At 71.9% G+C, this 21,465-nt stretch carries 21 protein-coding genes; 15 read left to right on the forward strand and 6 right to left on the reverse strand.

Annotated features, from left to right (window positions below; all coding sequences use genetic code 11):
• The first annotated feature begins 215 nt into the window (after nucleotides 1-215).
• Together OHN19_RS40425 and OHN19_RS40430 are read left to right on the forward strand one after the other, a co-directional pair.
• Entirely contained in the window at nucleotides 216-959 is a 744-nt protein-coding gene (locus tag OHN19_RS40425; RefSeq protein WP_330268979.1) for a tRNA-dependent cyclodipeptide synthase, read from the forward strand.
• Between the two features lie 108 nt (nucleotides 960-1,067).
• Nucleotides 1,068-1,982 (forward strand): NAD(P)-dependent oxidoreductase, encoded by a 915-nt coding sequence (locus OHN19_RS40430; RefSeq protein ID WP_330268980.1) that lies wholly within the window; start codon nucleotides 1,068-1,070, stop codon nucleotides 1,980-1,982.
• A 236-nt stretch (nucleotides 1,983-2,218) separates the two neighbouring features.
• Here OHN19_RS40430 and OHN19_RS40435 read toward each other — a convergent pair whose 3' ends face one another.
• On the reverse strand, nucleotides 2,219-3,013 hold the full coding sequence (locus tag OHN19_RS40435; RefSeq protein ID WP_330268981.1) for an IclR family transcriptional regulator: 795 nt from the start codon (nucleotides 3,011-3,013) through the stop codon (nucleotides 2,219-2,221).
• Between the two features lie 369 nt (nucleotides 3,014-3,382).
• Between OHN19_RS40435 and shiA the strand changes: the two genes are divergently transcribed.
• From shiA to OHN19_RS40455, 4 genes are all read left to right on the forward strand, one after another.
• Nucleotides 3,383-4,723, forward strand: a complete 1,341-nt coding sequence (shiA, locus tag OHN19_RS40440; RefSeq protein WP_330268982.1) for a shikimate transporter — start codon at nucleotides 3,383-3,385, stop codon at nucleotides 4,721-4,723.
• A 148-nt stretch (nucleotides 4,724-4,871) separates the two neighbouring features.
• The gene (locus OHN19_RS40445) at nucleotides 4,872-5,852 is read left to right on the forward strand and encodes a zinc-dependent alcohol dehydrogenase (RefSeq protein ID WP_330268983.1); all 981 of its coding nucleotides are present in this window, start codon (nucleotides 4,872-4,874) and stop codon (nucleotides 5,850-5,852) included.
• Nucleotides 5,845-7,623, forward strand: a complete 1,779-nt coding sequence (locus OHN19_RS40450) for a bifunctional sugar phosphate isomerase/epimerase/4-hydroxyphenylpyruvate dioxygenase family protein (RefSeq protein ID WP_330268984.1) — start codon at nucleotides 5,845-5,847, stop codon at nucleotides 7,621-7,623. Before OHN19_RS40445 ends, OHN19_RS40450 begins: the two co-directional genes overlap by 8 nt.
• 52 nt (nucleotides 7,624-7,675) lie before the next feature.
• On the forward strand, nucleotides 7,676-8,581 hold the full coding sequence (locus tag OHN19_RS40455; protein ID WP_330268985.1) for an oxidoreductase: 906 nt from the start codon (nucleotides 7,676-7,678) through the stop codon (nucleotides 8,579-8,581).
• Nucleotides 8,582-8,608: 27 nt separating this feature from the next.
• On the opposite strand, the gene OHN19_RS40460 is transcribed toward OHN19_RS40455, so the two are convergent.
• A complete protein-coding gene (locus tag OHN19_RS40460) occupies nucleotides 8,609-9,064 on the reverse strand; it encodes a pyridoxamine 5'-phosphate oxidase family protein (RefSeq protein WP_330268986.1) in 456 nt (151 codons plus the stop codon).
• A 260-nt stretch (nucleotides 9,065-9,324) separates the two neighbouring features.
• On the opposite strand from OHN19_RS40460, the gene OHN19_RS40465 reads away from it, so the two are divergent.
• The 4 genes from OHN19_RS40465 to OHN19_RS40480 all read left to right on the forward strand — a co-directional run bounded on the left by OHN19_RS40465 (nucleotide 9,325) and on the right by OHN19_RS40480 (nucleotide 11,975).
• Complete coding sequence (locus OHN19_RS40465; RefSeq protein WP_330268987.1) at nucleotides 9,325-10,116, forward strand: GNAT family N-acetyltransferase; 792 nt, start codon at nucleotides 9,325-9,327, stop codon at nucleotides 10,114-10,116.
• A complete protein-coding gene (infA, locus tag OHN19_RS40470; protein ID WP_123758744.1) occupies nucleotides 10,113-10,337 on the forward strand; it encodes a translation initiation factor IF-1 in 225 nt (74 codons plus the stop codon). The genes OHN19_RS40465 and infA overlap by 4 nt, the downstream gene beginning before the upstream one ends.
• A 138-nt stretch (nucleotides 10,338-10,475) precedes the next feature.
• Complete coding sequence (locus tag OHN19_RS40475) at nucleotides 10,476-10,868, forward strand: VOC family protein (protein WP_330268988.1); 393 nt, start codon at nucleotides 10,476-10,478, stop codon at nucleotides 10,866-10,868.
• A gap of 42 nt (nucleotides 10,869-10,910) precedes the next feature.
• On the forward strand, nucleotides 10,911-11,975 hold the full coding sequence (locus OHN19_RS40480) for an adenosine deaminase (protein WP_330268989.1): 1,065 nt from the start codon (nucleotides 10,911-10,913) through the stop codon (nucleotides 11,973-11,975).
• On the opposite strand, the gene OHN19_RS40485 is transcribed toward OHN19_RS40480, so the two are convergent.
• The 3 genes from OHN19_RS40485 to OHN19_RS40495 form a co-directional block, all read right to left on the reverse strand.
• Nucleotides 11,963-12,472 (reverse strand): mycothiol transferase, encoded by a 510-nt coding sequence (locus OHN19_RS40485; protein ID WP_330268990.1) that lies wholly within the window; start codon nucleotides 12,470-12,472, stop codon nucleotides 11,963-11,965. The two genes, OHN19_RS40480 and OHN19_RS40485, sit on opposite strands and share 13 nt — an antisense overlap.
• A 55-nt stretch (nucleotides 12,473-12,527) precedes the next feature.
• Nucleotides 12,528-14,027: a carotenoid oxygenase family protein gene (locus OHN19_RS40490; protein WP_330268991.1), complete on the reverse strand. Its 1,500-nt coding sequence runs from the start codon at nucleotides 14,025-14,027 to the stop codon at nucleotides 12,528-12,530.
• 131 nt (nucleotides 14,028-14,158) lie between these two features.
• A complete protein-coding gene (locus OHN19_RS40495) occupies nucleotides 14,159-15,037 on the reverse strand; it encodes a LysR family transcriptional regulator (protein ID WP_330268992.1) in 879 nt (292 codons plus the stop codon).
• 118 nt (nucleotides 15,038-15,155) lie between these two features.
• On the opposite strand from OHN19_RS40495, the gene mgrA reads away from it, so the two are divergent.
• Complete coding sequence (gene mgrA / locus OHN19_RS40500; protein ID WP_330268993.1) at nucleotides 15,156-16,151, forward strand: L-glyceraldehyde 3-phosphate reductase; 996 nt, start codon at nucleotides 15,156-15,158, stop codon at nucleotides 16,149-16,151.
• An 89-nt stretch (nucleotides 16,152-16,240) separates the two neighbouring features.
• Here the strand turns inward: mgrA and OHN19_RS40505 are convergent, their stop codons facing one another.
• A complete protein-coding gene (locus OHN19_RS40505) occupies nucleotides 16,241-16,624 on the reverse strand; it encodes a nuclear transport factor 2 family protein (protein ID WP_330268994.1) in 384 nt (127 codons plus the stop codon).
• Nucleotides 16,625-16,955: 331 nt separating this feature from the next.
• Here OHN19_RS40505 and OHN19_RS40510 point away from each other — a divergent pair, with 331 nt between their 5' ends.
• The 4 genes from OHN19_RS40510 to OHN19_RS40525 all read left to right on the forward strand — a co-directional run bounded on the left by OHN19_RS40510 (nucleotide 16,956) and on the right by OHN19_RS40525 (nucleotide 21,407).
• Nucleotides 16,956-17,366, forward strand: coding sequence for a hypothetical protein (locus OHN19_RS40510; protein ID WP_330268995.1), 411 nt, complete (start codon nucleotides 16,956-16,958; stop codon nucleotides 17,364-17,366).
• A 159-nt stretch (nucleotides 17,367-17,525) separates the two neighbouring features.
• Nucleotides 17,526-19,859, forward strand: a complete 2,334-nt coding sequence (locus OHN19_RS40515) for an FHA domain-containing protein (protein WP_330268996.1) — start codon at nucleotides 17,526-17,528, stop codon at nucleotides 19,857-19,859.
• A 14-nt stretch (nucleotides 19,860-19,873) separates the two neighbouring features.
• Nucleotides 19,874-20,440, forward strand: coding sequence for a hypothetical protein (locus OHN19_RS40520; RefSeq protein WP_123764786.1), 567 nt, complete (start codon nucleotides 19,874-19,876; stop codon nucleotides 20,438-20,440).
• Nucleotides 20,430-21,407, forward strand: a complete 978-nt coding sequence (locus OHN19_RS40525; RefSeq protein WP_330268997.1) for a serine/threonine-protein kinase — start codon at nucleotides 20,430-20,432, stop codon at nucleotides 21,405-21,407. The genes OHN19_RS40520 and OHN19_RS40525 overlap by 11 nt, the downstream gene beginning before the upstream one ends.
• Nucleotides 21,408-21,465 lie beyond the last annotated feature (58 nt).

The raw sequence follows: 21,465 nt of genomic DNA on the forward strand, positions 1-21,465 counted from the left end.
GCCCACCCTCCGCCCGGAGCGGGGCGCGAAGCGAGCCCTTGCGCGGGCGGCGCGGTGAGGCGTGCGTCACATGCCGTTCGGCCATCCGCGGGAGTTCCCCGCCGGTGCGGCCGACGCGCCCGGGGGCTCTCCTACGCTCGAAGACGACGGCCGAAGCAGTACGGAACACGAAGCACCACGGAACACGAAGCACCACGGAGCACGGGGGAACGACGATGCACGACTGGGCGATGCCGATGACCTGGACACCCTCGGTCGCGGCCCAGCGGGGGGACGGCTTCGTCGCCACCCCGTTCTCGGAGCGCTGCGCGGGCCTCGTCGAGGCCGGACACCATGTCTTCCTCGGGATCAGCCCCGGCAACGGCTACTTCTCCGAGGACCGGCTCGTCGCGCTGCTGCGCTGGGCCGCCGCCCGCTTCACCCGCATCGAGGTCGCCCACCCCGGCACCGACACCGTGGCCTGCACCTACCTCGGCCGCGGCTACGAACCCCGGCACGCCCGTGCCCGCGCCTACCGCGACGTACGCCAGACGGCCAACCGCGTCTCCCGAGCCGTGGCCACCGCGCGGCTCGACCCGGACCGGCTCCAGGTCGCGCAGTTCCACGACTTCCACGACACCCCCGCCTACCGCGCCGCCCGTGAGCGCATCGCCCGGGCCCATCGGGAACAGCCCGCCTTCCACGCCACCTGCACCCGCATGGTCACCGCCGTCCTGCGCACCACGATGCCGGCCGACTGGGCCCCGACCGCCGACCAACTGGCCGCGGGAGCCGAGTACTTGGACAGCGAACTCCCCTTCCTCCTCGACACCCCGGCCATCCTCGGCGTCCCCGGCTCCGTCTTCGCCTACCGCGCCACCCCGGCCCTCGCGGGCCTCCTCTACGGCCCGGACGCACAGGTCCCGGCCGCGGCCACCCAGGGTTTCGTCACGGTCGAACCGCTCCCGGCAGCGCGATGACGCCGTACCGGGCCGCCGAGGTCCGCCCCCGGGTTGTGCCGCCCCGCGCCGCTTCCGGCAAGCTCGACACCGGACAGCACCACCGCACCCCCGCAGAGAGTTGACGTCATGACCGACACACTCACCGTGAGCGTCCTGGGCACCGGCATCATGGGCGCCGCCATGGCCCGCAACCTCGCCCGCGCCGGACACACCGTCCGCGCCTGGAACCGCAGTTCCGACAAGGCGCGGCCGCTGACGGAGGACGGCGTCACGGTCGCCGACAGCCCCGCCGAGGCGGTCCGGGGCGCCGATGTCGTCCTGACCATGGTGTACGACGGCCCCGCGGCCCTGGACGTGATGCGCCAGGCCGCCGACGGCCTCCGCCCGGGCCTCGCGTGGGTGCAGTCGACCACCGCCGGCGTCGAGGCGATCTCCGACCTGGCCGCCTTCGCCCGCGAGCGTGACCTGGTCTTCTTCGACGCGCCCGTGCTGGGCACCCGCCAGCCCGCCGAGGCCGGTCAGCTGCTGGTCCTGGCGGCCGGACCGGTTGACGGCCGTGACACGGTGACGCCGGTGTTCGACGCGGTCGGCGCCCGCACGGTGTGGACCGGCGAGGACGGAGCCGAGGGCAGCGCGACCCGGCTGAAGCTGGTCGCCAACAGCTGGGTGCTCTCGGTGACCAACGCGGCGGGGGAGGTGCTCGCCCTGGCGAAGGCCCTGGGCGTGGACCCGCAGGCCTTCTTCGACGCCATCGACGGCGGACCGCTCGACATGGGCTACCTGCGCGCGAAGTCGGGGCTGATCCTGGAGGACCGGCTGTCACCGGCCCAGTTCGCGGTCTCCACCGCCGCGAAGGACGCCCGACTCATCGTCGAGGCCGGCGAGCGAGGCGGGGTCCGCCTGGATGTGGCCGCCGCGAGCGCGGACCGCTTCGAGCGCGCCACCGCCCAGGGCCACGGCGACGAGGACATGGCCGCGGCGTACTTCGCAAGCTTCGACGAGAAGACGCGGGGTGGTGGCGGGTCCGGGGCGGGGGCCTGAGCGGGGCGGCGGCGGGTTCCGGGGTGGGTGCCTGAGCGGGGACGATGCGGGCCCCGGGGCAGGTGCCTGAGCGGGGCGGCCCCGGGTCCTGGGACGGGTGCCTGAGAAGGATGCCGGCCTGCCCGGGACCGGTGCCTGAGCGGGGCGGTGGGGTGAAGGTGTACCCACGCCGGCTGACCACCTCGGGCGCGGGAACGGGAGTCCGGCCGGCAGCGTCGGCCCCCACACCCCCGCCGTCAGACCTCGCTGCTCAGTGGATGGCTGAAGCCCTGGTCGGAGATGAGGCGGGCTCCCTCGGTGAGCTCGGTGGCGAAGCGCTCCACGGCCTCGTACGGGAAGCGGTGGCTGGGCCCGCTCAGGGAGAGGGACGCGGCGACCTTGCCGGAACGGCCCGTCACGGGGACCGCCACGGCCGTGAGGCCCTCGTCGAACTCGCTGCTGCTGACGGCGTAGCCGCGCTCGGCGGCCTCCGCGGCCCAGGTCTTCAGCCGCCCGGCATGCTCCTCGCCCTGGGGTGAGGCGGCCGCGACCCGGCGCAGGAACGCCTCGGAGGCGTCCCGCAGCAGGATCTTCGAGGACGCACCGGCCCACAGGGGCTGTTCGTCACCCACGTCGACGACATGGCGCAGCGGGTGCGGGCTCTCCTCGTGGGCCACGCAGATCCGGTGGGCACCCCGGGCCACGAAGAGGTTGACGGTCTCGCCGAGCCGGTCCGCGAGATCCCGCATGACCTTGCGGGTCTCCTGCGGCACCTCCCACTGACCGCGCGCCAGATAGGCCCAGCGCCACAGGGCGGGTCCCGCGGTGTAGCCCGACGGGTGCGCGCCCAGCAGACCCGACTCCTCCAGGGTCTGCACCAGGCGCAGCGCGGTCGTCTTGGCGAGCCCGGTCGCCTCGGTGATCTCCCGCAAGGTGATCACTGGCCGGTCCTCCGTGAGCAGGGTGAGGATGTCGAAGGCCCGCCGCACACTGCGCACCCCGCCCGACTGCTGGTCCGGCTCGCCCTCCGCCCGCGTCCGTCCGTCGCTCACCCGCTGCCTCCCCGTGTCCTGGCGCCGTGCCCGGCGTTCCGCTCCCGCTCCCGACCGTAGTCCGCTCTGCGGACCGGGGAAACCGCAACATCCGGGAAATCTTGTCACACCCCTTGATGCCACCGGAGCACCGCTCTATCGTGCCGCTCACCGGTCCTGGGGTTCCGCACAGTGGACCCCGGGGTCAAGGGTCGCCGCCCGAACCGCTGTGGCGATGGCCCGGTTCGTACGCGACGGCGCGCCCGCACCCAGGTGGCGCCACGGCGTCCGACCGTCCCCACCGAAGCCATCCCCGCAGTGGTCCCGTGCCGTGCACCGCTCGCACGGCACGGGAGACCACTGCCCAGCGCATCCGACGGAGTGTGTGAGATGAGCAGTACGCAGCAGGCGGCCGGAGCTCCCGGTCACGCCCGGCGCGCGGCGGTCGCGAGCTTCATGGGAGCCGTCGTCGACTGGTACGACTTCTTCCTCTACGGCATCGTCGCGGGCCTCCTCTTCGGGGACCTGTTCTTCCCCGGCGCCTCCCCGGCCGTGGGCACCCTGGCCGCCTGGGCCACCTTCGGCGTCGGCTTCCTCTTCCGGCCCCTGGGCGGCATCGTCTTCGGCCACTTCGGCGACCGTCTCGGCCGCAAACGCATGCTCGTGCTGACCATGCTGATCATGGGCCTGGCCAGCACCCTGATCGGCGTCCTGCCCACCTACGCCCAGGCCGGCGTCTGGGCTCCCGTCCTGCTGGTCCTGCTGCGCGCCACCCAGGGCTTCGCGGTCGGCGGCGAGTGGGGCGGCGCGGCCCTCATGGCGGTGGAGAACGCCCCCCGCAAGTGGCGCTCCCTCTACAGCAGCGGCGTCCAGGTCGGCGCGTCCGTCGGTCTGCTCCTCGCCACCCTGATCACCAAGGTGATGTCGGGCACCACCACGGATGCCGCCTTCCGTGCCTGGGGCTGGCGCATCCCCTTCCTGGTCAGCGCGGCCCTCGTGATCGTCGGCCTGGTCATCCGGGCCAGGGTCGAGGAGTCCCCGGTCTTCACCGAGCAGGTCGCCACCCTGTCGGAGACCGCCAAGCCCCGCCTCCCGCTGATCGCCGCGGTCCGCTCCAACCCGGCCGGCTTCTTCGCCATCATCGGCCTGCGCTTCGTGGAGCTGTTCACCTTCTACGGCGTCACCACGTTTGGCCTGTCCTACGGCACCGGGGAACTCGGCCTGAACCGCGACAGCCTCCTCGACGTGAACCTCGCGGTCGGCGGCCTGGCCGTCGTCACCATCCCGGCCTTCGCCTACCTCGCCGACCGCCACGGCCGCCGCCGCGTCTACTGCTGGGGCGCGCTGATCGGAGCGGTGAGCGCGGTGCCGTACTTCTGGGCGATGGAGTCCGGCTCGATGCTGCTGATCGTGGTGTGCGCGGTCCTGCTGGTGAACGTGGCGCACGACATGGCGGTCTCGGTCCAGCAGTCGCTGTTCACCGACATGTTCGGCGCCGAGTACCGCTACAGCGGCGCCGGTGTCGGCTACCAGCTGGCCAGTGCCGTCGGCGGCGGCTTCACCCCGCTCATCGCCGGTTCACTGGTCATCTGGGCCGGTGGCGGCTGGTCGCTGGTGGCCGCCTACGTCGCCGTGGGCTGTCTCGTGTCCTTCCTGATCGCGCTGCGCCTGCCCGGCGTGGACACGGCCGAGGCGCCGGCCGCGGTGACAGAGAAGGCCGCGGCGGTCTGACCTCCGACACCACAGGGGCCGGTCGCCTCCGCGACCGGCCCCTTCGGCATTTCCGACCACCGGGGCCCTTGTCCGAGCGCCGCACGCCACCTAGGCTGACCGCACAGCGGATCGATGGAACCATCTAGTGGTCCACTTGGGAGTCCCAGTGAAAGCAGCGGTCCTCACGGCGCCGGAACGGATCGAGACGGTCGACGACTGGCCGGAACCGGTCCCCGCACCCGGCGAGGTGATCGTCGAAGTGGGTGGAGTGGGCCTGTGCGGCACGGACTTGGCCGTGTTCCACGGCAAGCGGACCGCGCCGGCCACCCCCTGGGTCATGGGCCACGAGGGATTCGGCCGGGTCGTCTCCACCGGCGCGGACGCCCCGGACCACCTGGTGGGCCGACAGGTCGTCGTCGAACCCAACTACGCGTGCCTGAAATGCGCCGACTGCCTCACCGGCCTGACCTCCGCCTGCCCCCACCGCGCCATCGTCGGCCTGAACTCCCCGGGCGTCCTCGCCGAACGCGTCGCCGTCCCCGCACCCTTCGTGCACACCGTCCCCGACGGCCTGTCGGGCGCGGACCTCGCCTGCGCCGAGCCGTACACCGTCGCCCGCGCCGCGGTCCGCCGCAGCGGGGTCACCGACCGGGACCGCTGCCTGGTCGTGGGCGCCGGAGCCCAGGGCCTGCTGCTCTGCCTCATCCTGTCCCGCCTCGGCCTCACCCCCGTCGTCAGCGAACCGCACCCCGAGCGGCTGGCGCGGGCGGTACGGCTCGGTGCCGTCGCCGACGACGGCCGTAGCGGATTCACCTTCGTCTTCGAGAGTTCCGGCCACGCGCCCGCCCTGCGCCCCGCGGTGGACCGGGCCGACCCCGGGGCCACCGTCGTGCTCGTCGGCCTCAACGCCGAGCGGCTGCCGCTGACGACCGACGACGTGGTCCGGCGTCAGCTCGTGCTGCGCGGCTCGATGATCTACGACCACCCCGGTGACTTCACCGCCGCCCTGGCAGAACTGCCCGCCGCCCGCCCCGGAGCCGTGACCGAGGCCCGCTTCCCGCTCGCGCGGGCCCAGGAGGCCTTCGCCGGAGCGGCCGCCCGGGCCGGGAAGACCTGGATCGACCTCGCAGGGAGCGACCATGCGTAAGTCCATCGCCACCGTCTGCCTCAGTGGCACCCTCACCGAGAAGCTGACGGCCGCCGCCCGGGCCGGCTTCGACGGAGTCGAGATCTTCGAGAACGACCTCCTCGCCAGCCCCCTCACCCCCGAGGAGATCGCCGCCCGCACCGCCGACCTGGGTCTGGGCATCGACCTCTACCAGCCCATGCGGGACATCGAGGCCGTCCCCGAGGAGGTCTTCGCCCGCAACCTGCGACGGGCCCGGCACAAGTTCGAGCTGACGCGCAGGCTCGGCGCCGACACCGTCCTGGTCTGCTCCAGTGTCTCCCCGCAGTCGGTCGACGACGACGCCCTCGCCGCCGAGCAGCTGAGCCGACTCGCCGACCTGGCCCAGGAGTTCGGCGTCCGGGTGGCCTACGAGGCGCTCGCATGGGGCCGGCACGTCAGCACCTACGACCACGCCTGGCGGATCGTCGAGACCGCCGGGCACCCGGCGCTCGGCACCTGCCTCGACAGCTTCCACATCCTGTCCCGCGGCTCCGACCCCAAGGGCATCGAGTCCATCCCCGGCGAGAAGATCTTCTTCCTCCAGCTCGCCGACGCACCCCGGATGGCCATGGACGTCCTCCAGTGGAGCCGCCACTACCGCTGCTTCCCCGGGCAGGGCGGCTTCGACGTGGCCGGACTCCTGCGGCACGTCCTGAACGCCGGGTACGAAGGACCGCTGTCGCTGGAGGTCTTCAACGACGTCTTCCGCCAGGCGGACGCGGGCCGTACCGCCCTGGACGGCCTGCGTTCCCTGCTCGCCCTGGAGGAGGACGCCGGGATCCTGCCGCTCCCGGCCCCGGTGATCCCCTCCGGTGTCGCCTTCGCCGAACTCGCCACCAGCGACCCCGAACCCGTCGGCGAACTGCTCACGGCGCTCGGCTTCACCCGCACCGCCCGCCACCACGGCAAGCCGGTCGACCTCTGGGCGCAGGGCGAGGCCCGGGTCCTGGTCAACACCGGCGCCGCGGACCGCCGTACGGACACCACCCTGGCCGCCGTAGGCTTGGAGACGGCGGATCCGGCGGCCTCAGCCCGCCGCGCGGAGGCCCTGCTGGCACCCGCCCTGCCCAAGCGCCGTACCGCCCACGACGTGCCCCTGGAGTCGATCGCCGCCCCGGACGGCACCGAGGTCCTCTTCTGCGCGACCGGCCGCCCCGGACTCCCCAGCTGGACCGACGACTTCGCGTACACGGCCGACAGCACACCCGCCGACGTCACGGCCATCGACCACCTCGCGCTCACCCAGCCCTGGCACCACTTCGACGAGTCCGTGCTCTTCCACCGCACGGTCCTGGGCCTCAGCCCGCACGACACCGTCGAACTCGCCGACCCCTACGGCCTGTTCCGCAGCCGTGCCCTGTCCGCCTCCTCCGACGGGCCCCGGCTGGTCCTCAACCTCGCGCCCTCCCCGGCGGAGGACGGCGGGACGCGGGCCCGGCACGTGGCCTTCGCCGTCGACGACCTCGTCGCCGCGGTGCGCCGCTTCCGGGCGGCGGGGGCACGGCTGCTGCGGATCCCCGCGAACTACTACGACGACCTCCGGGCGCGGTTCGACTTCGCGGAAGGGGAGTTGGAGCCCCTCCGGGAACTCGGCATCCTCTACGACCGCGACGAGCGCGGCGGCGAGTTCCGCCACTGCTACACCGAGACGGTCGGCCACGTCTTCTTCGAGTTCGTCCAACGCTCGGGCGGCTACAGCGGGTTCGGCGCGGCCAACGCGCCCGTCCGGCTGGCCGCACAACGCAGGTAGGAGTTCGGGAAACGCCGTCGGCGACGCGCCGGAGGTGTGTCATCATCCGCCGATGACCTCCGAAACGATCACCGCGGACGCGGCAGGCACCTGGACACTCGGCGATCTCACCGTCAACCGCCTCGGGTTCGGCGCGATGCGGCTGACGGGCAGCGCGGCATTCCACCTCGGCACCCCGAGCGACCGGAAACGGTCCATCGCGGTGCTGCACAGGGCGATCGAGCTCGGCGTCAACCACATCGACACGGCCGCCTTCTACTTCTCCTCGCTGCGCTCCGCCAACGAGATCATCAACAGCGCGCTCTCCCCCTACCCCGACGACCTCGTCATCGTCGCCAAGGTCGGGCCGTACCGGAACTACGCGGGGGAGTGGGGGACTTCGGCCCGCCCGGAGGACCTGCGCGGCCATGTCGAGGAGAACCTGCGCCAGCTCGGGCGCGACCACCTCGACGTGGTGAACCTGCGGCGGATGCGGCAGGACTCGATCGCCGAGCACTTCGGGGCCCTGGCCGAGCTGCGGGAGAAGGGGCTGATCCGGCACCTCGGCATCTCCAACGTCTCAGCCCGTCACCTCGCCGAGGCGCAGGCCATCGCCCCCGTGGTCTGTGTCCAGAACCGGTTCGGGCTGGGCTCCGGCAACCCCGGCACCGACGAGCTCCTCAGGATCTGCGGCGAACAGGGCATCGCCTTCGTGCCGTTCTTCGCCATCGCGGGCGAGGGCGCCGAACAGGGCGCCATCAGCAGCCATGACGAAGCGGTGCTGTCGATCGCGAAGGCGCACGGCGCCGGCCCCGCCCAGGTCCGGCTCGCCTGGACCCTCGCCCAGGGCCCGCACGTCCTCGCCATCCCCGGCACTGGAAACCCCGACCACCTCGCCGAGAACGTCGCTGCGGGCGCGCTGCGGCTCACCGACGCCGAACTCGCCACCCTCGACTCACTGCATCACGCGGCGGGTTGAGAGGTCACCAGAAGGCGGGACGAGAGGTCATACGACCCACCCGCCGTCCTTCATGATGTGCCGCCCGCGCATCTCGTGCACGCCGTGCAAGGCCTGCACGGTGTGCGGGCGCACCGCGAAGAAGGCGTAGGACGGGCTGTCCTCGCGCGGATCCCAGCCGTGCTTGCCCAGGAAGGCGCCGATCGCCCCGGCCGGCACCTCCTGGCCGCCGTAGGTGCGCACGTCACCGTCGATGAGCACCACGTCCTGGGTGTCCCCGAAGGCGAGCCGGGTGCGGCCGCCGTCGCGCAGATTGCGGCCCGTGGGGTTGGTGATCCGCGTGGACAGCCACACGCACCCGTCGTGCCAGACGAACCACAGCGCGACCAGACAGGGCAGTCCGTCGGCGTCCGCGGAGGCCACCCAGATGTCCGTCTCCCGCTCCAGACGGGCCAGTACGTCGCGCTTGCGCTGCTCGGGGGTGCGGCTCTCGGTGATCGTCATGGCCGGGACGCTACCGGCGACCCGGCCCCCGCGCCTCGGTCCCGGGCCCTACGACCCCGGACCGAGCCCACCGGAAAAAGACTTTGAGCGAGACGGCGCGGCGCTGCTAGGTTCGCGGTGGACCGTAAGTCGTCGTAAGGAGGTGAGCCCCGTGAACACAGTTACCCGTGGGTGCTCCCTCATCCCGTCACGGTCCGGCGGCTGACGTTCGGTGTCGCCAGGAGCGCCTGAGATCGAGGCACTCCTGGAGGGAGACTCCGATGAACACACAGCCTTTCACTTCCGGCCTGAGCGACGACGCGGTGACCATCACGCGTGTCGGGGACAGGCAATGGCACGCCCTGGACGACGACCTGGTGGTCGGCCGCGGGCATGCGCAACACCGGTCGGACGGACGCCTGTTCGTCAGCATCGACGCCTGGCACGACGCCCCCTTCGACCGGCTCGCCGAGGCGATGCTGGCGCAACTGCCGACACCCGTGCACACGGTGGTCGACGAAGCGGACGCGGAACTGACCGCCCGTTGGCGGCGGGCCGGGTTCACGGTCCGGCGCCGCGAGTGGGAGTACGCCGTGCCGACCGACCCGCGGACCACCGGGCTGGACGACGTCCTGCCGCCACCGGGGGTGACGATCGTGCCGGCCGGTCAGGCGGACGAACGTCTGCTGCGGGCGGTGGACCGCGCCATCCGTGACGAGGTCGAGGCGAGCGTCGGGTGGCAGTCGATGCCCGCGGAGGTGATCCCCTTCCCCGAGGGGGACACCGTCGTCGACCCGTCGAAGTACGCGGTGGCCGCGACGCGGGACCGCTATCTGGGCCTGATCCGGGTGGTGACGGTGATCCGGCCGCGTATCGGGCTGCTCGCGGTCCGTTCCGGCGAGCGGCGGCGCGGTATCGGCCGGGCGCTGCTGGCCCACGCACTGGGGACACTGCACCACGCCGGGTTCGCCGAAGCCTGGGCGGAGGTCCAGGAGACCAACCGAGCCGCCTCGGCACTGTTCGAGGGCATCGGCGCCCGGCCGATGAACAGCAACCTGGAGCTGGTGCGATGACGAAGCACAAGAACGTCATCGAGGTCGAGGGCAGGGTCGTGGAGTGCCTGCGCAGCGCCATGTTCACCGTGGAGCTCGAGAACGGCCACCAGGTCCTCGCACACATCAGCGGGAAGATCCGCAAGAACTACATCAAGATCATGCTGGAGGACAGGGTGCTGGTGGAACTCCCGCCGTACGACCTCACCCGCGGCCGGATCGTCTTCCGGTACCGCAACTGACGCCGGCCGGCACCTCCGTCGGTGGCTGAAGCCGGGCTCCGGTCAGGACCCCTGACCGGAGCCCCGCGGAACGGGACTGGCGTCCCTGAAGTTTTACGTATAACCTCTCCCGTCAACCACCCCTCCCGGAAGGTCCCGATGAGACGCGTCGCCCTGGTCACCCTCGTCGTCGACGACTATGACGAGGCGATCCGCTTCTACACCGAAGCCCTCGGCTTCCGGCTCGTCGAGGACACGCCCCGCCCCGACGGCTCCCGCTGGGTCGTCGTGCGGCCGGACGAGCGCGAGGGCGGCACCGACCTGCTGCTCGCCCGCGCCAAGGACGAGGCCCAGCGAAGCCGGGTCGGAGACCAGACCGGCGGGCGCGTCGGGTTCTTCCTGCACACCGACGACTTCGCCCGCGACCACGCCCGGATGCTCGCCGCGGGCGTCATCTTCCTGGAGGAGCCGCGCCACGAGCCCTACGGCTCCGTCGCCGTCTTCCAGGACCTGTACGGAAACCGCTGGGACCTGCTCCAGCCCACCGCCTGACCCTCCCGCTGCCCCGCTCGACGTTCGCAGAAAGACCCCGCCATGACCGCTACGCGCGTAGATGCCGACCTCGTCCGCCGCCTCCCCAAGGCCGTCCTGCACGACCACCTCGACGGCGGCCTGCGCCCCGCCACCGTGGTGGAGCTCGCGGCGGAGGTCGGCCACACCCTGCCCACCACCGACCCGGACGAGCTCGCCGCCTGGTACTTCGACGCCGCGAACTCCGGCGACCTGGTGCGCTACATAGCCACCTTCGAGCACACCCTCGCCGTCATGCAGACCCGCGAGGGCCTGCTGCGCACGGCCGAGGAGTACGTCCTCGACCTGGCCGCCGACGGGGTCGTGTACGGCGAGGTGCGCTACGCCCCCGAGCTGAACACCAAGGGCGGGCTGGCCATGGCCGAGGTCGTCGAGACCGTCCAGGAGGGCCTGGCCGCCGGGATGGCGAAGGCCGCCGCCGCGGGCACCCCGGTCCGGGTCGGCACGCTGCTGTGCGGAATGCGGATGTTCGACCGGGTGCGCGAGGCCGCCGACCTGGCCGTGGCCTTCCGGGACGCCGGTGTCGTCGGCTTCGACATCGCGGGCGCCGAGGACGGCTTCCCGGCCGCCGACCACCTGGCCGCCTTCGAGCACCTGCGCCGCGAGAGCGTGCCGTTCACCATCCACGCCGGTGAGGCCCACGGCCTGCCCAGCATCCACCAGGCCGTGCAGGTGTGCGGCGCCCAGCGACTGGGCCACGGCGTCCGCATCACCGAGGACATCGTCGACGGCAAGCTCGGCCGGCTGGCGGGCTGGGTCCGCGACCGCCGTATCGCGCTGGAGATGTGCCCGACCTCCAACCTCCAGACCGGCGCGGCCACCTCGATCGCCGAACACCCGATCACGGCTTTGAAGGACCTGGGCTTCCGGGTCACCCTCAACACCGACAACCGGCTGGTGTCCGGCACGACGATGACCCGGGAGATGTCCCTGCTGGTCGACGAGGCGGGCTGGACCGTCGAGGACCTGCGCACGGTCACGGTGAACGCGCTCAAGAGCGCCTTCATCCCGTTCGACGAGCGCAGGGCCCTCATCGAGGACGTCGTCCTGCCGGGCTACGCGCTCTGAAGCAGCCCCCGCAGATACGCGGCCTGTCCGATGTGCTGGAGATCGTCGGACAGGACGCTGACCAGCCGCACCCCGAGGGTGACCGGCGGGTCCCAGTTCTCGTCCACGATCCGTTCCAGGTTCCCGGCGCTCAGCCCGCGCAGGGCTTCCAGGCTCTGGGCGTGCACGGCGTCGTAGTAGCCGGTCAGCAGGTCCGCGGAGTCGACCCGCACCTTGCCGACCTGCGCGGAGGTGTGGCCGTAGCCGATGTCGCGGGGCTTCAGGCCGAGGCCGAACCGCTTCTCCCAGTCCTGCGTCAGCCACACCTGGTCGAGGTCGAAGGCGCCGGCCACGTGGTCGTCCTGGACGCGGGTGAGGTGCCAGACGAGCCAGGCGATGGAGTTGGCGTCGGGACCGGGACGGTGGTTGAGGTCGTCGGGGGCCAGGCCCTCGACGACGGCGTGGACTTCTTCCTGGATACGGCTGTAACCGTCGATGAGGATGTCCTTTGCATGCATGACGTCCACCCTCGCGCATCGCGCCGCGTCCCGCCTCGCAAAAGCCGATCCCGCCTCACGCGTCCGGGATCCAGCTCCCGTGGAAGCCCAGCGGCACCCGCCCCGGCAGATGGATGCGGGCGACCGGCTCCCCGGTGAAGTCCTGGGCCGAGAGAATCACCAGGTCCGAGGTCCCGCGATCGGGGTTGTGCACATAGGCGACGGCGTACCCGTCGTCCTCGGCGGCCCTGGTGTCGCAGGGGTCGGACGGCACGAACACGGCCTCGCTCGCCGCCGCGCCCCGGGGCAGCCGGTGGACCTGCGTGGTGCCGCGCAGCAGGTCGTGCTTGATGAGCGCGTTGCTGAACGCCCGGTCGGGAGGCGGGTTGCCGTCGACCGCCTGATAGGCCGCCGCCATCTCCGCGGAGGCCGCCGCGTAGCCGTAGCGGTGCCGGCGGGACACCAGCGCCTCGTTGACCCGGGGGAACTCCTGGGGCCGGTCGTCGAGGGTCCGGACCCGCACCCGGCCCTGCCGCAGGTCGACCGTCCAGCGGTCGAGCCGGGGTGTGCCCGGTGTGTACGGGCCGCCCGAGCCGTTGCCCGCCACGAGGAAGCCCGCGTCGAAGTTCGTCATGTCGATGACGAGGTTCGAGCCCTCCTCGTAGGCGTTGAGGGTGTGCGAGTAGTACACCGGGTCCACCTCGAACCAGCGCACCGCACCGCCCTTGCGCGGCAGCACACCGATCCGCGCCGGATGCCGGTCGTTCCAGACGTACGGCACGACGTCGCCGCGCTCGGCGCCCGCCGGGTCGAAGGTGACCGGCATGTCGAGGATCACCACGTGGTTCTCGGTGAGCGCGAAGTCGTGGATCATCGGCGCGTCCGCCACCGGGATCCGCGTACTGCGCGAGACGCGGCCAGCCGGATCCACGACCAGGTGCCGGACGTGGTCCCAGGTCGGGTAGTAGGCGATCGCGTGCAGCTCACCGGCGTGCGCGTCGAACTTGGTGTGGGCGGTGAACGCGCCCTCCAGGGTGCCCCGGAAGTCGTGGGTGCCCACGGTGTTCAGCTCGTCGTCGAGTTCGTACGGCAGCGGTCCGCTCTCCTGAAGCGCCAAGATCCGCCCCCGGTACGGGATCACATGGGTGTTGCACGGGAAGTCGTCCGGCGGCACGGGACCGGGGTAGGGCTCGCCGAGCTTCTTCGCGACCTGGGAGGAGCGCACCCAGCGGTTGCGGTACCACTCGGCGCGGCCCTCGCGCAGCCGCACGCCGTGCACCATGCCGTCGCCGAGCATCCAGTGGTGGGCGCGCGGGTCCTCCAGGCCCAGGACGTTGGGGCCGTTGCGCAGATAGCGGCCGTTCAGCTCGCGCGGGATGCGACCGGTGACCGGCAGGTCGAAGGCCGTCAGCTCTTCGGTGACCGGCTTGAACGCGCCCTCCAGGAACGGGAAGCGGCGCGCCGTGCCGGTGGCCGCGGCGGCGGGCAGCGCACTCGCTCCGGTGCCGACGAGCGCGCCCGCCGCCGTGATCGCCGCCGCGCCGCGCAGTACGTTCCGTCGGGTGGGATCCGTCATCTTCCGTACTCCTGACCGTAGTTGTGCTTTCGGGAACGGTCATGAGTCTGGTGCGCGGAGCGGATCGGGTCACGAGGGTTGGGCCCCGTCCGGGGGGTGTACCCAGACCCCCTGTTTTCCCGGCGGGGGCATCAGCTTTCGAGCAGGGACATCAGCGCCCGGGCCGCCGGACTGGTCGCCTGCGGGGGCGGCAGCAGGGCGACCGTCTCGTACACGGCCTCGCCGGTGCCCTTGACGGGCAGGGCCGTCAGCGCGGGCCGCTTGTGCCGGAAGTGCTGCGGAACGACGGCCACGCCGAGGTTCTCGTCCACCAGGTCGAGGAGGCTGTGCACGTCGTTGACCTCCAGCGTGACGTTCCGGCGCAGACCCGCGTCGGCGAAGGCCGCGTCGGTGGTACGGCGCGGGCCCCAGTCGGGATGGAAGTCGACGAAGACCTCACCGGCCAGATCCGCCGGCGTCACGGCCGCACCGGCGGCCGCCAGCCGGTGACTCCGATGGCACAGCACGGTCATGGGCTCACTCGACAGCGGTACGACCCGCAGCTGGTCGATGTCCTCCTGCGCCGTGCGGACGGCGAACGCCAGATCGAGCCTTCCGGCCCCGACCTCCTCCGCGAGCGCGGCCGAGCCCGCCTGGCGCAGACAGATCTCCACGTCCGGATGCTGCCGCCGGAACGCGGCGAGCAGCCCCGCCACATGCAGCCCGGCGACGCACTGCTCGGAGCCGATCGCGAGCGTTCCGCGCAACACCCCCTGGACCGCGGCCACCGCCTCGTGGGCCGAGCGCACCTGGGCGAGGATCCGCTCGGCCTCGCCCAGCAGCGCCCGCCCGGCCGGGGTGAGCGTCACCCGCCGGGTGGTCCGCACGAACAGCGGGGTCTGGAGCTCGCGCTCCAGCGCCCGGATGGACGCGGACAGCCCCGACTGGGACACGAGCAGTCGCTCGGCGGCCCGGGTGAAGTGCTGGTCCTCGGCGACCGCGACGAAATGCTGGAGATGGCGCAGTTCCATGATTGAGAAGCCTATCCGCTGAATTCCATCGGATTCTTCTGTTGGACCAATGCCCCCAGGTCGCGAAAGAGTGGGTGAAGGATTAGAGGACCACCGTGCCAACCCCTCTGGAGTCGCGTTGTACACCGCACACCCCGACCGCTACGCGGACATGCCCTACCGGCGCACCGGCCGCAGCGGCCTGAAGCTGCCCGCGATCTCGCTCGGCCTGTGGCACAACTTCGGTCCGGCGGACCGGACCGTCGAGACCCAGCGGGCCATCCTGCGCCGTGCCTTCGACCTCGGTGTCACCCACTTCGACCTCGCCAACAACTACGGCCCGCCCCCCGGGGCCGCCGAGTCCGCGTTCGGCGAGGCCCTGAAGGCCGACTTCGCGTCCTACCGCGACGAGCTGATCATCTCCACCAAGGCCGGCTATCTGATGTGGCCGGGCCCGTACGGCGAGTGGGGCTCCCGCAAGTACCTGCTGTCCTCGCTGGACCAGAGCCTCACCCGGATGGGCCTCGACTACGTCGACATCTTCTACTCGCACCGCCCCGACCCGGAGACTCCGCTGGAGGAGACGATGGGCGCGCTGCACTCCGCGGTCCAGCAGGGCAAGGCGCTGTACGCCGGCATCTCGAACTACAACGCCGAGCAGACCCGTGAGGCCGCGCGCATCCTGGGCGAGCTGGGCACCCCCCTCCTCATCCACCAGCCCCGCTACTCGATGCTGGACCGGCGCCCCGAGGAAGAGGGCGTCCTGGACGCGCTGGACGAGGTGAAGGCCGGTTCGATCGTCTTCTCCCCGCTGGAGCAGGGCCTGCTCACCGGCCGCTACCTGGACGGCATCCCGGAGGACTCCCGGGCCGCGAGCGACAGCCCCTTCCTGAACTCGGACGCGGTCACCGAGGACCTGGTGGCCAAGCTGCGCGCCCTGAACGACATCGCCAAGGACCGCGGCCAGACCCTCGCCCAGCTCGCGCTGGCCTGGGTGCTGCGCGGGGGCCGGGTCACCTCGGCCCTGGTCGGCGCGAGCAGCCCGCAGCAGATCGAGGACAGCGTGGGCACGATCGCCCACCTGGACTTCGAGGCGGAGGAACTGGCGAGGATCGACGCGATCGTCAAGAGCTGACCGGTTCGACGGCAAGGGCTTGAACGAACGGGCACCGGCTTCCGGCCGGTGCCCGTCCTTTGTGTCCGTCCTCCGCTCCGGGCGGGCCCTCAGGCGCCGGCGGGCAACCGGTCCAGGAAGCCGTACACGGACCTGATCCGGCCGTCCCCGGCGAGCGTGATCACGTCGGACCCGGCGACCGGCGCCGATCCGTCGGCCTCGCTCACCAGCTCCCACGAGAAGCGCGCGGTGTCGTGATGACCCTCGACGCCGGCCGTGAGACGGAAGACGAAGCCGGGGAACTGCTCGTGGGCCGCCGCGATCACCGCGGCGATGCCGTCGTGGCCGACCACGTCGGCGAGGGGGTCGGTGTAACCGCCGCCCACCGCCCAGGCGGCCGCGACGGCCTTCGCGCGGGCCTCCGGCTCCCGTGCGTTCCAGGCTTCGAAGTAGCGGGCGACGGCGCTCTCGTAACGGTCCGTGTTCGCGGGCATGGGAAATCAGCCTCCATCGAGGTCATCTGTGCTGGTGGGACCTGGTGTCGCAACCCTGCCCGCCCCGCCCGCGACCGTCGATTACTCCTCGGGTAATGACGTTTGAGCGTGTACCCGTCAGATTTCGGCCAGCGGTGCCGGTGAATATGCCAGGAGACTGGCCAAAAAGATGTGGTGACAGTGTTTCAGTAGTGAACATACTCGACTGACAGGTCCTTCACATCGAGCGAAGTGCCCGTCACGTACAGCAGCTGGATTCGCGTAAAGCACATGAGCCGCACGGAAGCGAGGCCCTGCCGACAGCCGAACGGAGCAAGCGGGGGAGTGGATCGTGCACGACGAATTCCTGTGCCATGTCACGGGGTACGGCATCTGCGACGGGCGGCGCATCGGTGTACCGCTCGGAACCTATCGCGCGCCCACGCTCGCGCTCGCCCTGTGGTGGTTGCGTGACCGCGCCTCCTGGATCGCGGACCGATTAGACCCGCAGCCCGAGGCCGGGTACTTCCCCGCGGGGGCGCTCGCCCCGGTCGCCGACACCGTCCTCGACGTGCCCGCCGTCATGCGGACCTGGTGCGCCGACCCGGTCCAACAGGAGCTGGTCGCCGACGAGTTGGCGGCCGGACGGCTGATCAGGATCGCCGCGAGCGATGACACCACGGAGTACGAGCTGCTCGCGGAGTCCGTGGACGCGGTGAGAATGCACCGCACGGCATCCACCCTCTTCACTCCGGTGGCCTGAGCCGCACGGACCACCTCAACTCCCCGCCACCGGACCGGCGTGTCCCGGACGGCGTCGTAGATCCTGCCGAGGTCCTCGAAGGCCCCGGCTTCCCCTCATCTGATCTGCGTCCCTCGGTCCCATCAGGCGCCCAAAGGGGTGAATCGGTAGAATTCTGGCATGGCGGAGCGGCCGGTCGCACCGACGGCGCCCGAGCTCGTCCTGGAGACCGACACCGGCTCCACGGTGATGAGCCCGGGCCACGACTACCACGTCGGACGCGACCCGTTGAGCGACATCGTCATCGACGATGCCCGGGTCTCGTGGCACCACGCGGTGCTGCGACCCGAGGCCGACCATTGGACCCTCGAGGACGAGCACAGCACCAACGGCACCTACGCCGACGGCCGCCGCGTCCACGAATGGGACGTCGGCCCCGGCAGCGTGATCCGCTTCGGCAGCCCCTCCGACGGCCCTTGTGCGGTTCTGCTCGGACTCCCCACCCCGGAGCGCCCCTCCGCCGTTTCGATGCCGGGCCTGACCGGCACCTTCCGGCAGCCCACCGCCGTACGCCCGCTGCCCGCCCGCACCGTCCGCATCGGCCGCGCCGACGACAACGCCCTCGTCATCGACGACCTGGTCGTCTCCCGCCACCACGCCGAGCTGCGCGCCCTGCCCGACGGCACATACGAGATCGTCGACCTCGGCAGCCACAACGGCACCTACCTCAACGGCCGGCCCGTCGCGAGCGCCCCCCTCGGCCCCGGCGACATCGTCGGCATCGGCCACTCGGCGTTCTGCCTCGTGGGCGACACGCTCCAGGAGTTCGTCGACACCGGCGAGGTCTCCCTCGACGTCCAGGACCTCACGGTCGCCGTCGAGCGCGGCCGCAAGACCCTCCTCGACCACGTGTCCTTCCCGGTCGGCGAGAAATGCCTGCTCGCGGTGGTCGGCCCGTCCGGCGCCGGAAAGTCCACCCTCCTCAACGCCCTCACCGGCCAGCGCCCCGCCGACCACGGCACCGTCCTCTACGACGGCCGCGACCTGTACCGCGACTACGCCGAGCTGCGCCAGCGCATCGGCCTGGTCCCGCAGGACGACATCCTGCACGCCCAGCTGACCGTCCGCAGCGCCCTGTCCTACGCCGCCGAGCTGCGCTTCCCGCAGGACACCGCCAAGGCCGAGCGGCGTGAGCGCGTCGACGAGGTCATCCGCGAACTCGGCCTGGAACAGCGTGCCAGGCAGCCGGTGCACAGCCTCTCCGGTGGCCAGCGCAAGCGCGTCAGCGTGGCCCTGGAACTGCTCACCAAGCCGTCGCTGCTCTTCCTGGACGAACCGACCTCCGGTCTCGACCCCGGCATGGACCGCTCGGTGATGCACATGCTGCGCGGTCTCGCCGACGACGGCCGCACGGTCATCGTGGTCACCCACAGCGTCCTGAGCCTCGACGTCTGCGACCGCCTCCTGGTCCTCGCCCCCGGCGGGAGGATCGCCTACTACGGCCCCCCCGAGGACGCCCTCGCCTACTTCGGCTTCACCCAGTGGCCGGAGGCCTTCGAGGCCTTCGAACGCGACCAGGACCGCGACTGGGCGGGCGACTTCCGGCTCTCGGCCTTCCAGCACCAGTACATCGCCGAGGCCACCGCCCAGCCCCGCATGCCCCGCTCGGAACCGGTCATCATCGCGCCCCCGCCCCGGCCCCGCAGCCGTGGCGCCCAGCTCGGCACCCTGATCCGCCGCTACACCGCGGCCCTCGGCGCCGACCGCACCTTCCTGGTCATCATGATCGCCCTGCCGTTCGTGATGGGCGCCATGGCCCGGGCCCTCGCGGGCAGCCAACTCACCCGGGACACCGCGATGAACGCCCTGCTCATCCTGTGTGTCGGAGGCGTCCTCACCGGCGCCGCGAACGCCGTGCGCGAGCTGGTGAAGGAGCGGGTCATCTACCAGCGCGAGCGGGCCGTCGGACTGTCCAGATCGGCGTACCTGATGTCGAAGGTCGTGGTGCTGGGCACGATCACCGTCGTGCAGGCGGTCGTGCTGACCCTGGTCGCCCTGCTCGGCGTCGACCTCAACGCGCCCGGCGGCGAAGGCGTGTTGATGCCGCCCCTTGTCGAGGTCACGATCGCCGTCGCCCTGCTGGCGTTCACGGCGATGATGCTCGGCCTGCTGGTCTCCGCGCTGGTGCGCAAGGAGGAGGTGACGATGCCGCTGCTCGTGCTGCTCGCCATCGTCCAAGTGGTCTTCTGCGGCGCCCTGCTGAAGCTCGACGGCGTGCCCGGCCTGGAGCAGCTGTCCTGGCTGGTGCCCTCGCGCTGGGCGCTCGGCGCGATGGCCGGCACCATCGGCCTCGCCCGGATCGTGCCCGGCGACCTCACCGGCGACCCGCTGTTCAAGCACTCCGCGGGCGTGTGGCTGCTCAACATCGGCATGCTCGTCGTCCTGTCCGTGCTCTTCGGATACGTCGTCTCGCGGCTGCTGCGCCGCCACGAACCCGCGGTCATGCGGAAGTAGGCGGCCCCATGACCATGCCGACCCCGGGCTTCCGGCCCACCCACGTCGTCCCCGGGCCCGGCATGCCCGCCTGGGAGGCCCCCGACCCGGCCCGCCCCACCGTGCCCCTCGACCCCCTGCTCCCCGTCCAGCTCGTCGAGCGGCGCGGCGACTGGGCGTACGTCCTGTGCGCCAACGGCTGGGCGGCCTGGGTCGACGGCCGCCACCTGATCGCCGTACCGCAGGACCCGCCCGCCCCCGAGAGCCCGCTCACCCGTGCCGCCGACCCGCGCCCCCTGCTGGCCCGCGCCGACGACGCCCTCGCCCGTTACCGGGCCGCCGTCGAGGAACTCGCGGCCGGCCGGCTGGACGGGGAGGCCTTTCGCGGGCGCACCAGGGGGCTGCGGATCGGGGTGATCGTGGACGGGGAGCACGTGTGGCTGTACGACGCGGCGCACGGGCGCTGGGTGTACGCGGAGGGGACCCGGCTCAGCACCTACGCCACCGACGAGGAGCCGCGGGCGGGCGGTCACGCCCCGACCGAAGTGGCGCAGGCGGGCGGGCACCCACCGACGCAGGTGGTGACGCGCGATGGCCCATGAGACGAGCCTGTTCTCCGGCCGGCCCTCCGAACTGGTCGGCCGGCAGGTCGCGAGCTACCGGATCGAGCAGGAGATCGGACGGGGCGGCATGGCCGTCGTCTACCGGGCCCGGGACCTGCGCCTGGACCGCACGGTGGCGCTGAAGCTGCTGGCCCCCGAGCTCGCCCGCAACGACACCTTCCGCAACCGGTTCAGCCACGAGTCGCGGGTGGCCGCCGCGATCGACCACCCGCACATCGTGCCGGTCTTCGAGGCGGGCGAGACGGACGGCGTGCTCTACATCGCCATGCGGTACGTCGCCGGCAGCGACCTGCGTCATCTCCTCGACCGTCAGGGCCCGTTGGCGCTGCCGACGGCGCTGCGGATCGCCGCCCAGGTCGCCTCGGCGCTCGACGCGGCCCACGAGCACGGGCTCGTCCACCGGGATGTGAAGCCCGGCAACATTCTGGTCGCGCGCGGCACCGACAGCGACCATCCCGAGCACACCTATCTCACCGACTTCGGCCTCACGAAGAAGTCCCTGTCGCTGACGGGGTTCACGACGGTCGGCCAGTTCGTGGGCACGCTCGACTACGTGGCCCCCGAGCAGATCTCCGGCCGTCCGGTCGACGGCCGCTGCGACGTCTACGGCTTCGCCTGCGTGGTCCACGAGGTCATCACGGGCCACCCGCCCTTCCGCCGCGACGACGACATGGCCCTGCTGTGGGCCCACCAGTACGACGAACCTCCGCCGGTCTCCAAGACCCGCCCCGGCCTCCCGGCCGGCCTCGACGGCGTCTTCGCCAGAGCCCTGGCCAAGAGCCCGGACGACCGCCACGACTCCTGCCTGGCCTTCGTCGCGGCCCTCCGCTCGGCGGCGACGGGCGCCCACCCACCGACGGAGGTCGCGGCGAGGACCACAGAACCGGACGAGGTACGGCCGAAACCGCCCCCTCGCTGGGCCAGGCCGGTGGTCCGGGAGCGCTAGTCGGAGGACGTCGTCATGCGCGTCTGCATCGGGGACTGGCGTATCAGCAACCGACCCG

The organism is Streptomyces griseorubiginosus (assembly GCF_036345115.1).
Taxonomy (GTDB): domain Bacteria; phylum Actinomycetota; class Actinomycetes; order Streptomycetales; family Streptomycetaceae; genus Streptomyces; species Streptomyces griseorubiginosus_C.

Bases quoted from the DNA above. Each gene is read 5' to 3' on its own strand.
- OHN19_RS40425 (WP_330268979.1), top strand. From the start codon at position 216: ATGCACGACTGGGCGATGCCGATGACCTGGACACCCTCGGTCGCGGCC.
- OHN19_RS40430 (WP_330268980.1), top strand. From the start codon at position 1,068: ATGACCGACACACTCACCGTGAGCGTCCTGGGCACCGGCATCATGGGC.
- shiA (WP_330268982.1), top strand. From the start codon at position 3,383: ATGAGCAGTACGCAGCAGGCGGCCGGAGCTCCCGGTCACGCCCGGCGC.
- OHN19_RS40450 (WP_330268984.1), top strand. From the start codon at position 5,845: ATGCGTAAGTCCATCGCCACCGTCTGCCTCAGTGGCACCCTCACCGAG.
- OHN19_RS40455 (WP_330268985.1), top strand. From the start codon at position 7,676: ATGACCTCCGAAACGATCACCGCGGACGCGGCAGGCACCTGGACACTC.
- OHN19_RS40460 (WP_330268986.1), bottom strand. From the start codon at position 9,064: ATGACGATCACCGAGAGCCGCACCCCCGAGCAGCGCAAGCGCGACGTA.
- OHN19_RS40465 (WP_330268987.1), top strand. From the start codon at position 9,325: ATGAACACACAGCCTTTCACTTCCGGCCTGAGCGACGACGCGGTGACC.
- infA (WP_123758744.1), top strand. From the start codon at position 10,113: ATGACGAAGCACAAGAACGTCATCGAGGTCGAGGGCAGGGTCGTGGAG.
- OHN19_RS40475 (WP_330268988.1), top strand. From the start codon at position 10,476: ATGAGACGCGTCGCCCTGGTCACCCTCGTCGTCGACGACTATGACGAG.
- OHN19_RS40480 (WP_330268989.1), top strand. From the start codon at position 10,911: ATGACCGCTACGCGCGTAGATGCCGACCTCGTCCGCCGCCTCCCCAAG.
- OHN19_RS40485 (WP_330268990.1), bottom strand. From the start codon at position 12,472: ATGCATGCAAAGGACATCCTCATCGACGGTTACAGCCGTATCCAGGAA.
- OHN19_RS40490 (WP_330268991.1), bottom strand. From the start codon at position 14,027: ATGACGGATCCCACCCGACGGAACGTACTGCGCGGCGCGGCGGCGATC.
- OHN19_RS40495 (WP_330268992.1), bottom strand. From the start codon at position 15,037: ATGGAACTGCGCCATCTCCAGCATTTCGTCGCGGTCGCCGAGGACCAG.
- OHN19_RS40505 (WP_330268994.1), bottom strand. From the start codon at position 16,624: ATGCCCGCGAACACGGACCGTTACGAGAGCGCCGTCGCCCGCTACTTC.
- OHN19_RS40515 (WP_330268996.1), top strand. From the start codon at position 17,526: ATGGCGGAGCGGCCGGTCGCACCGACGGCGCCCGAGCTCGTCCTGGAG.
- OHN19_RS40520 (WP_123764786.1), top strand. From the start codon at position 19,874: ATGCCGACCCCGGGCTTCCGGCCCACCCACGTCGTCCCCGGGCCCGGC.
- OHN19_RS40525 (WP_330268997.1), top strand. From the start codon at position 20,430: ATGGCCCATGAGACGAGCCTGTTCTCCGGCCGGCCCTCCGAACTGGTC.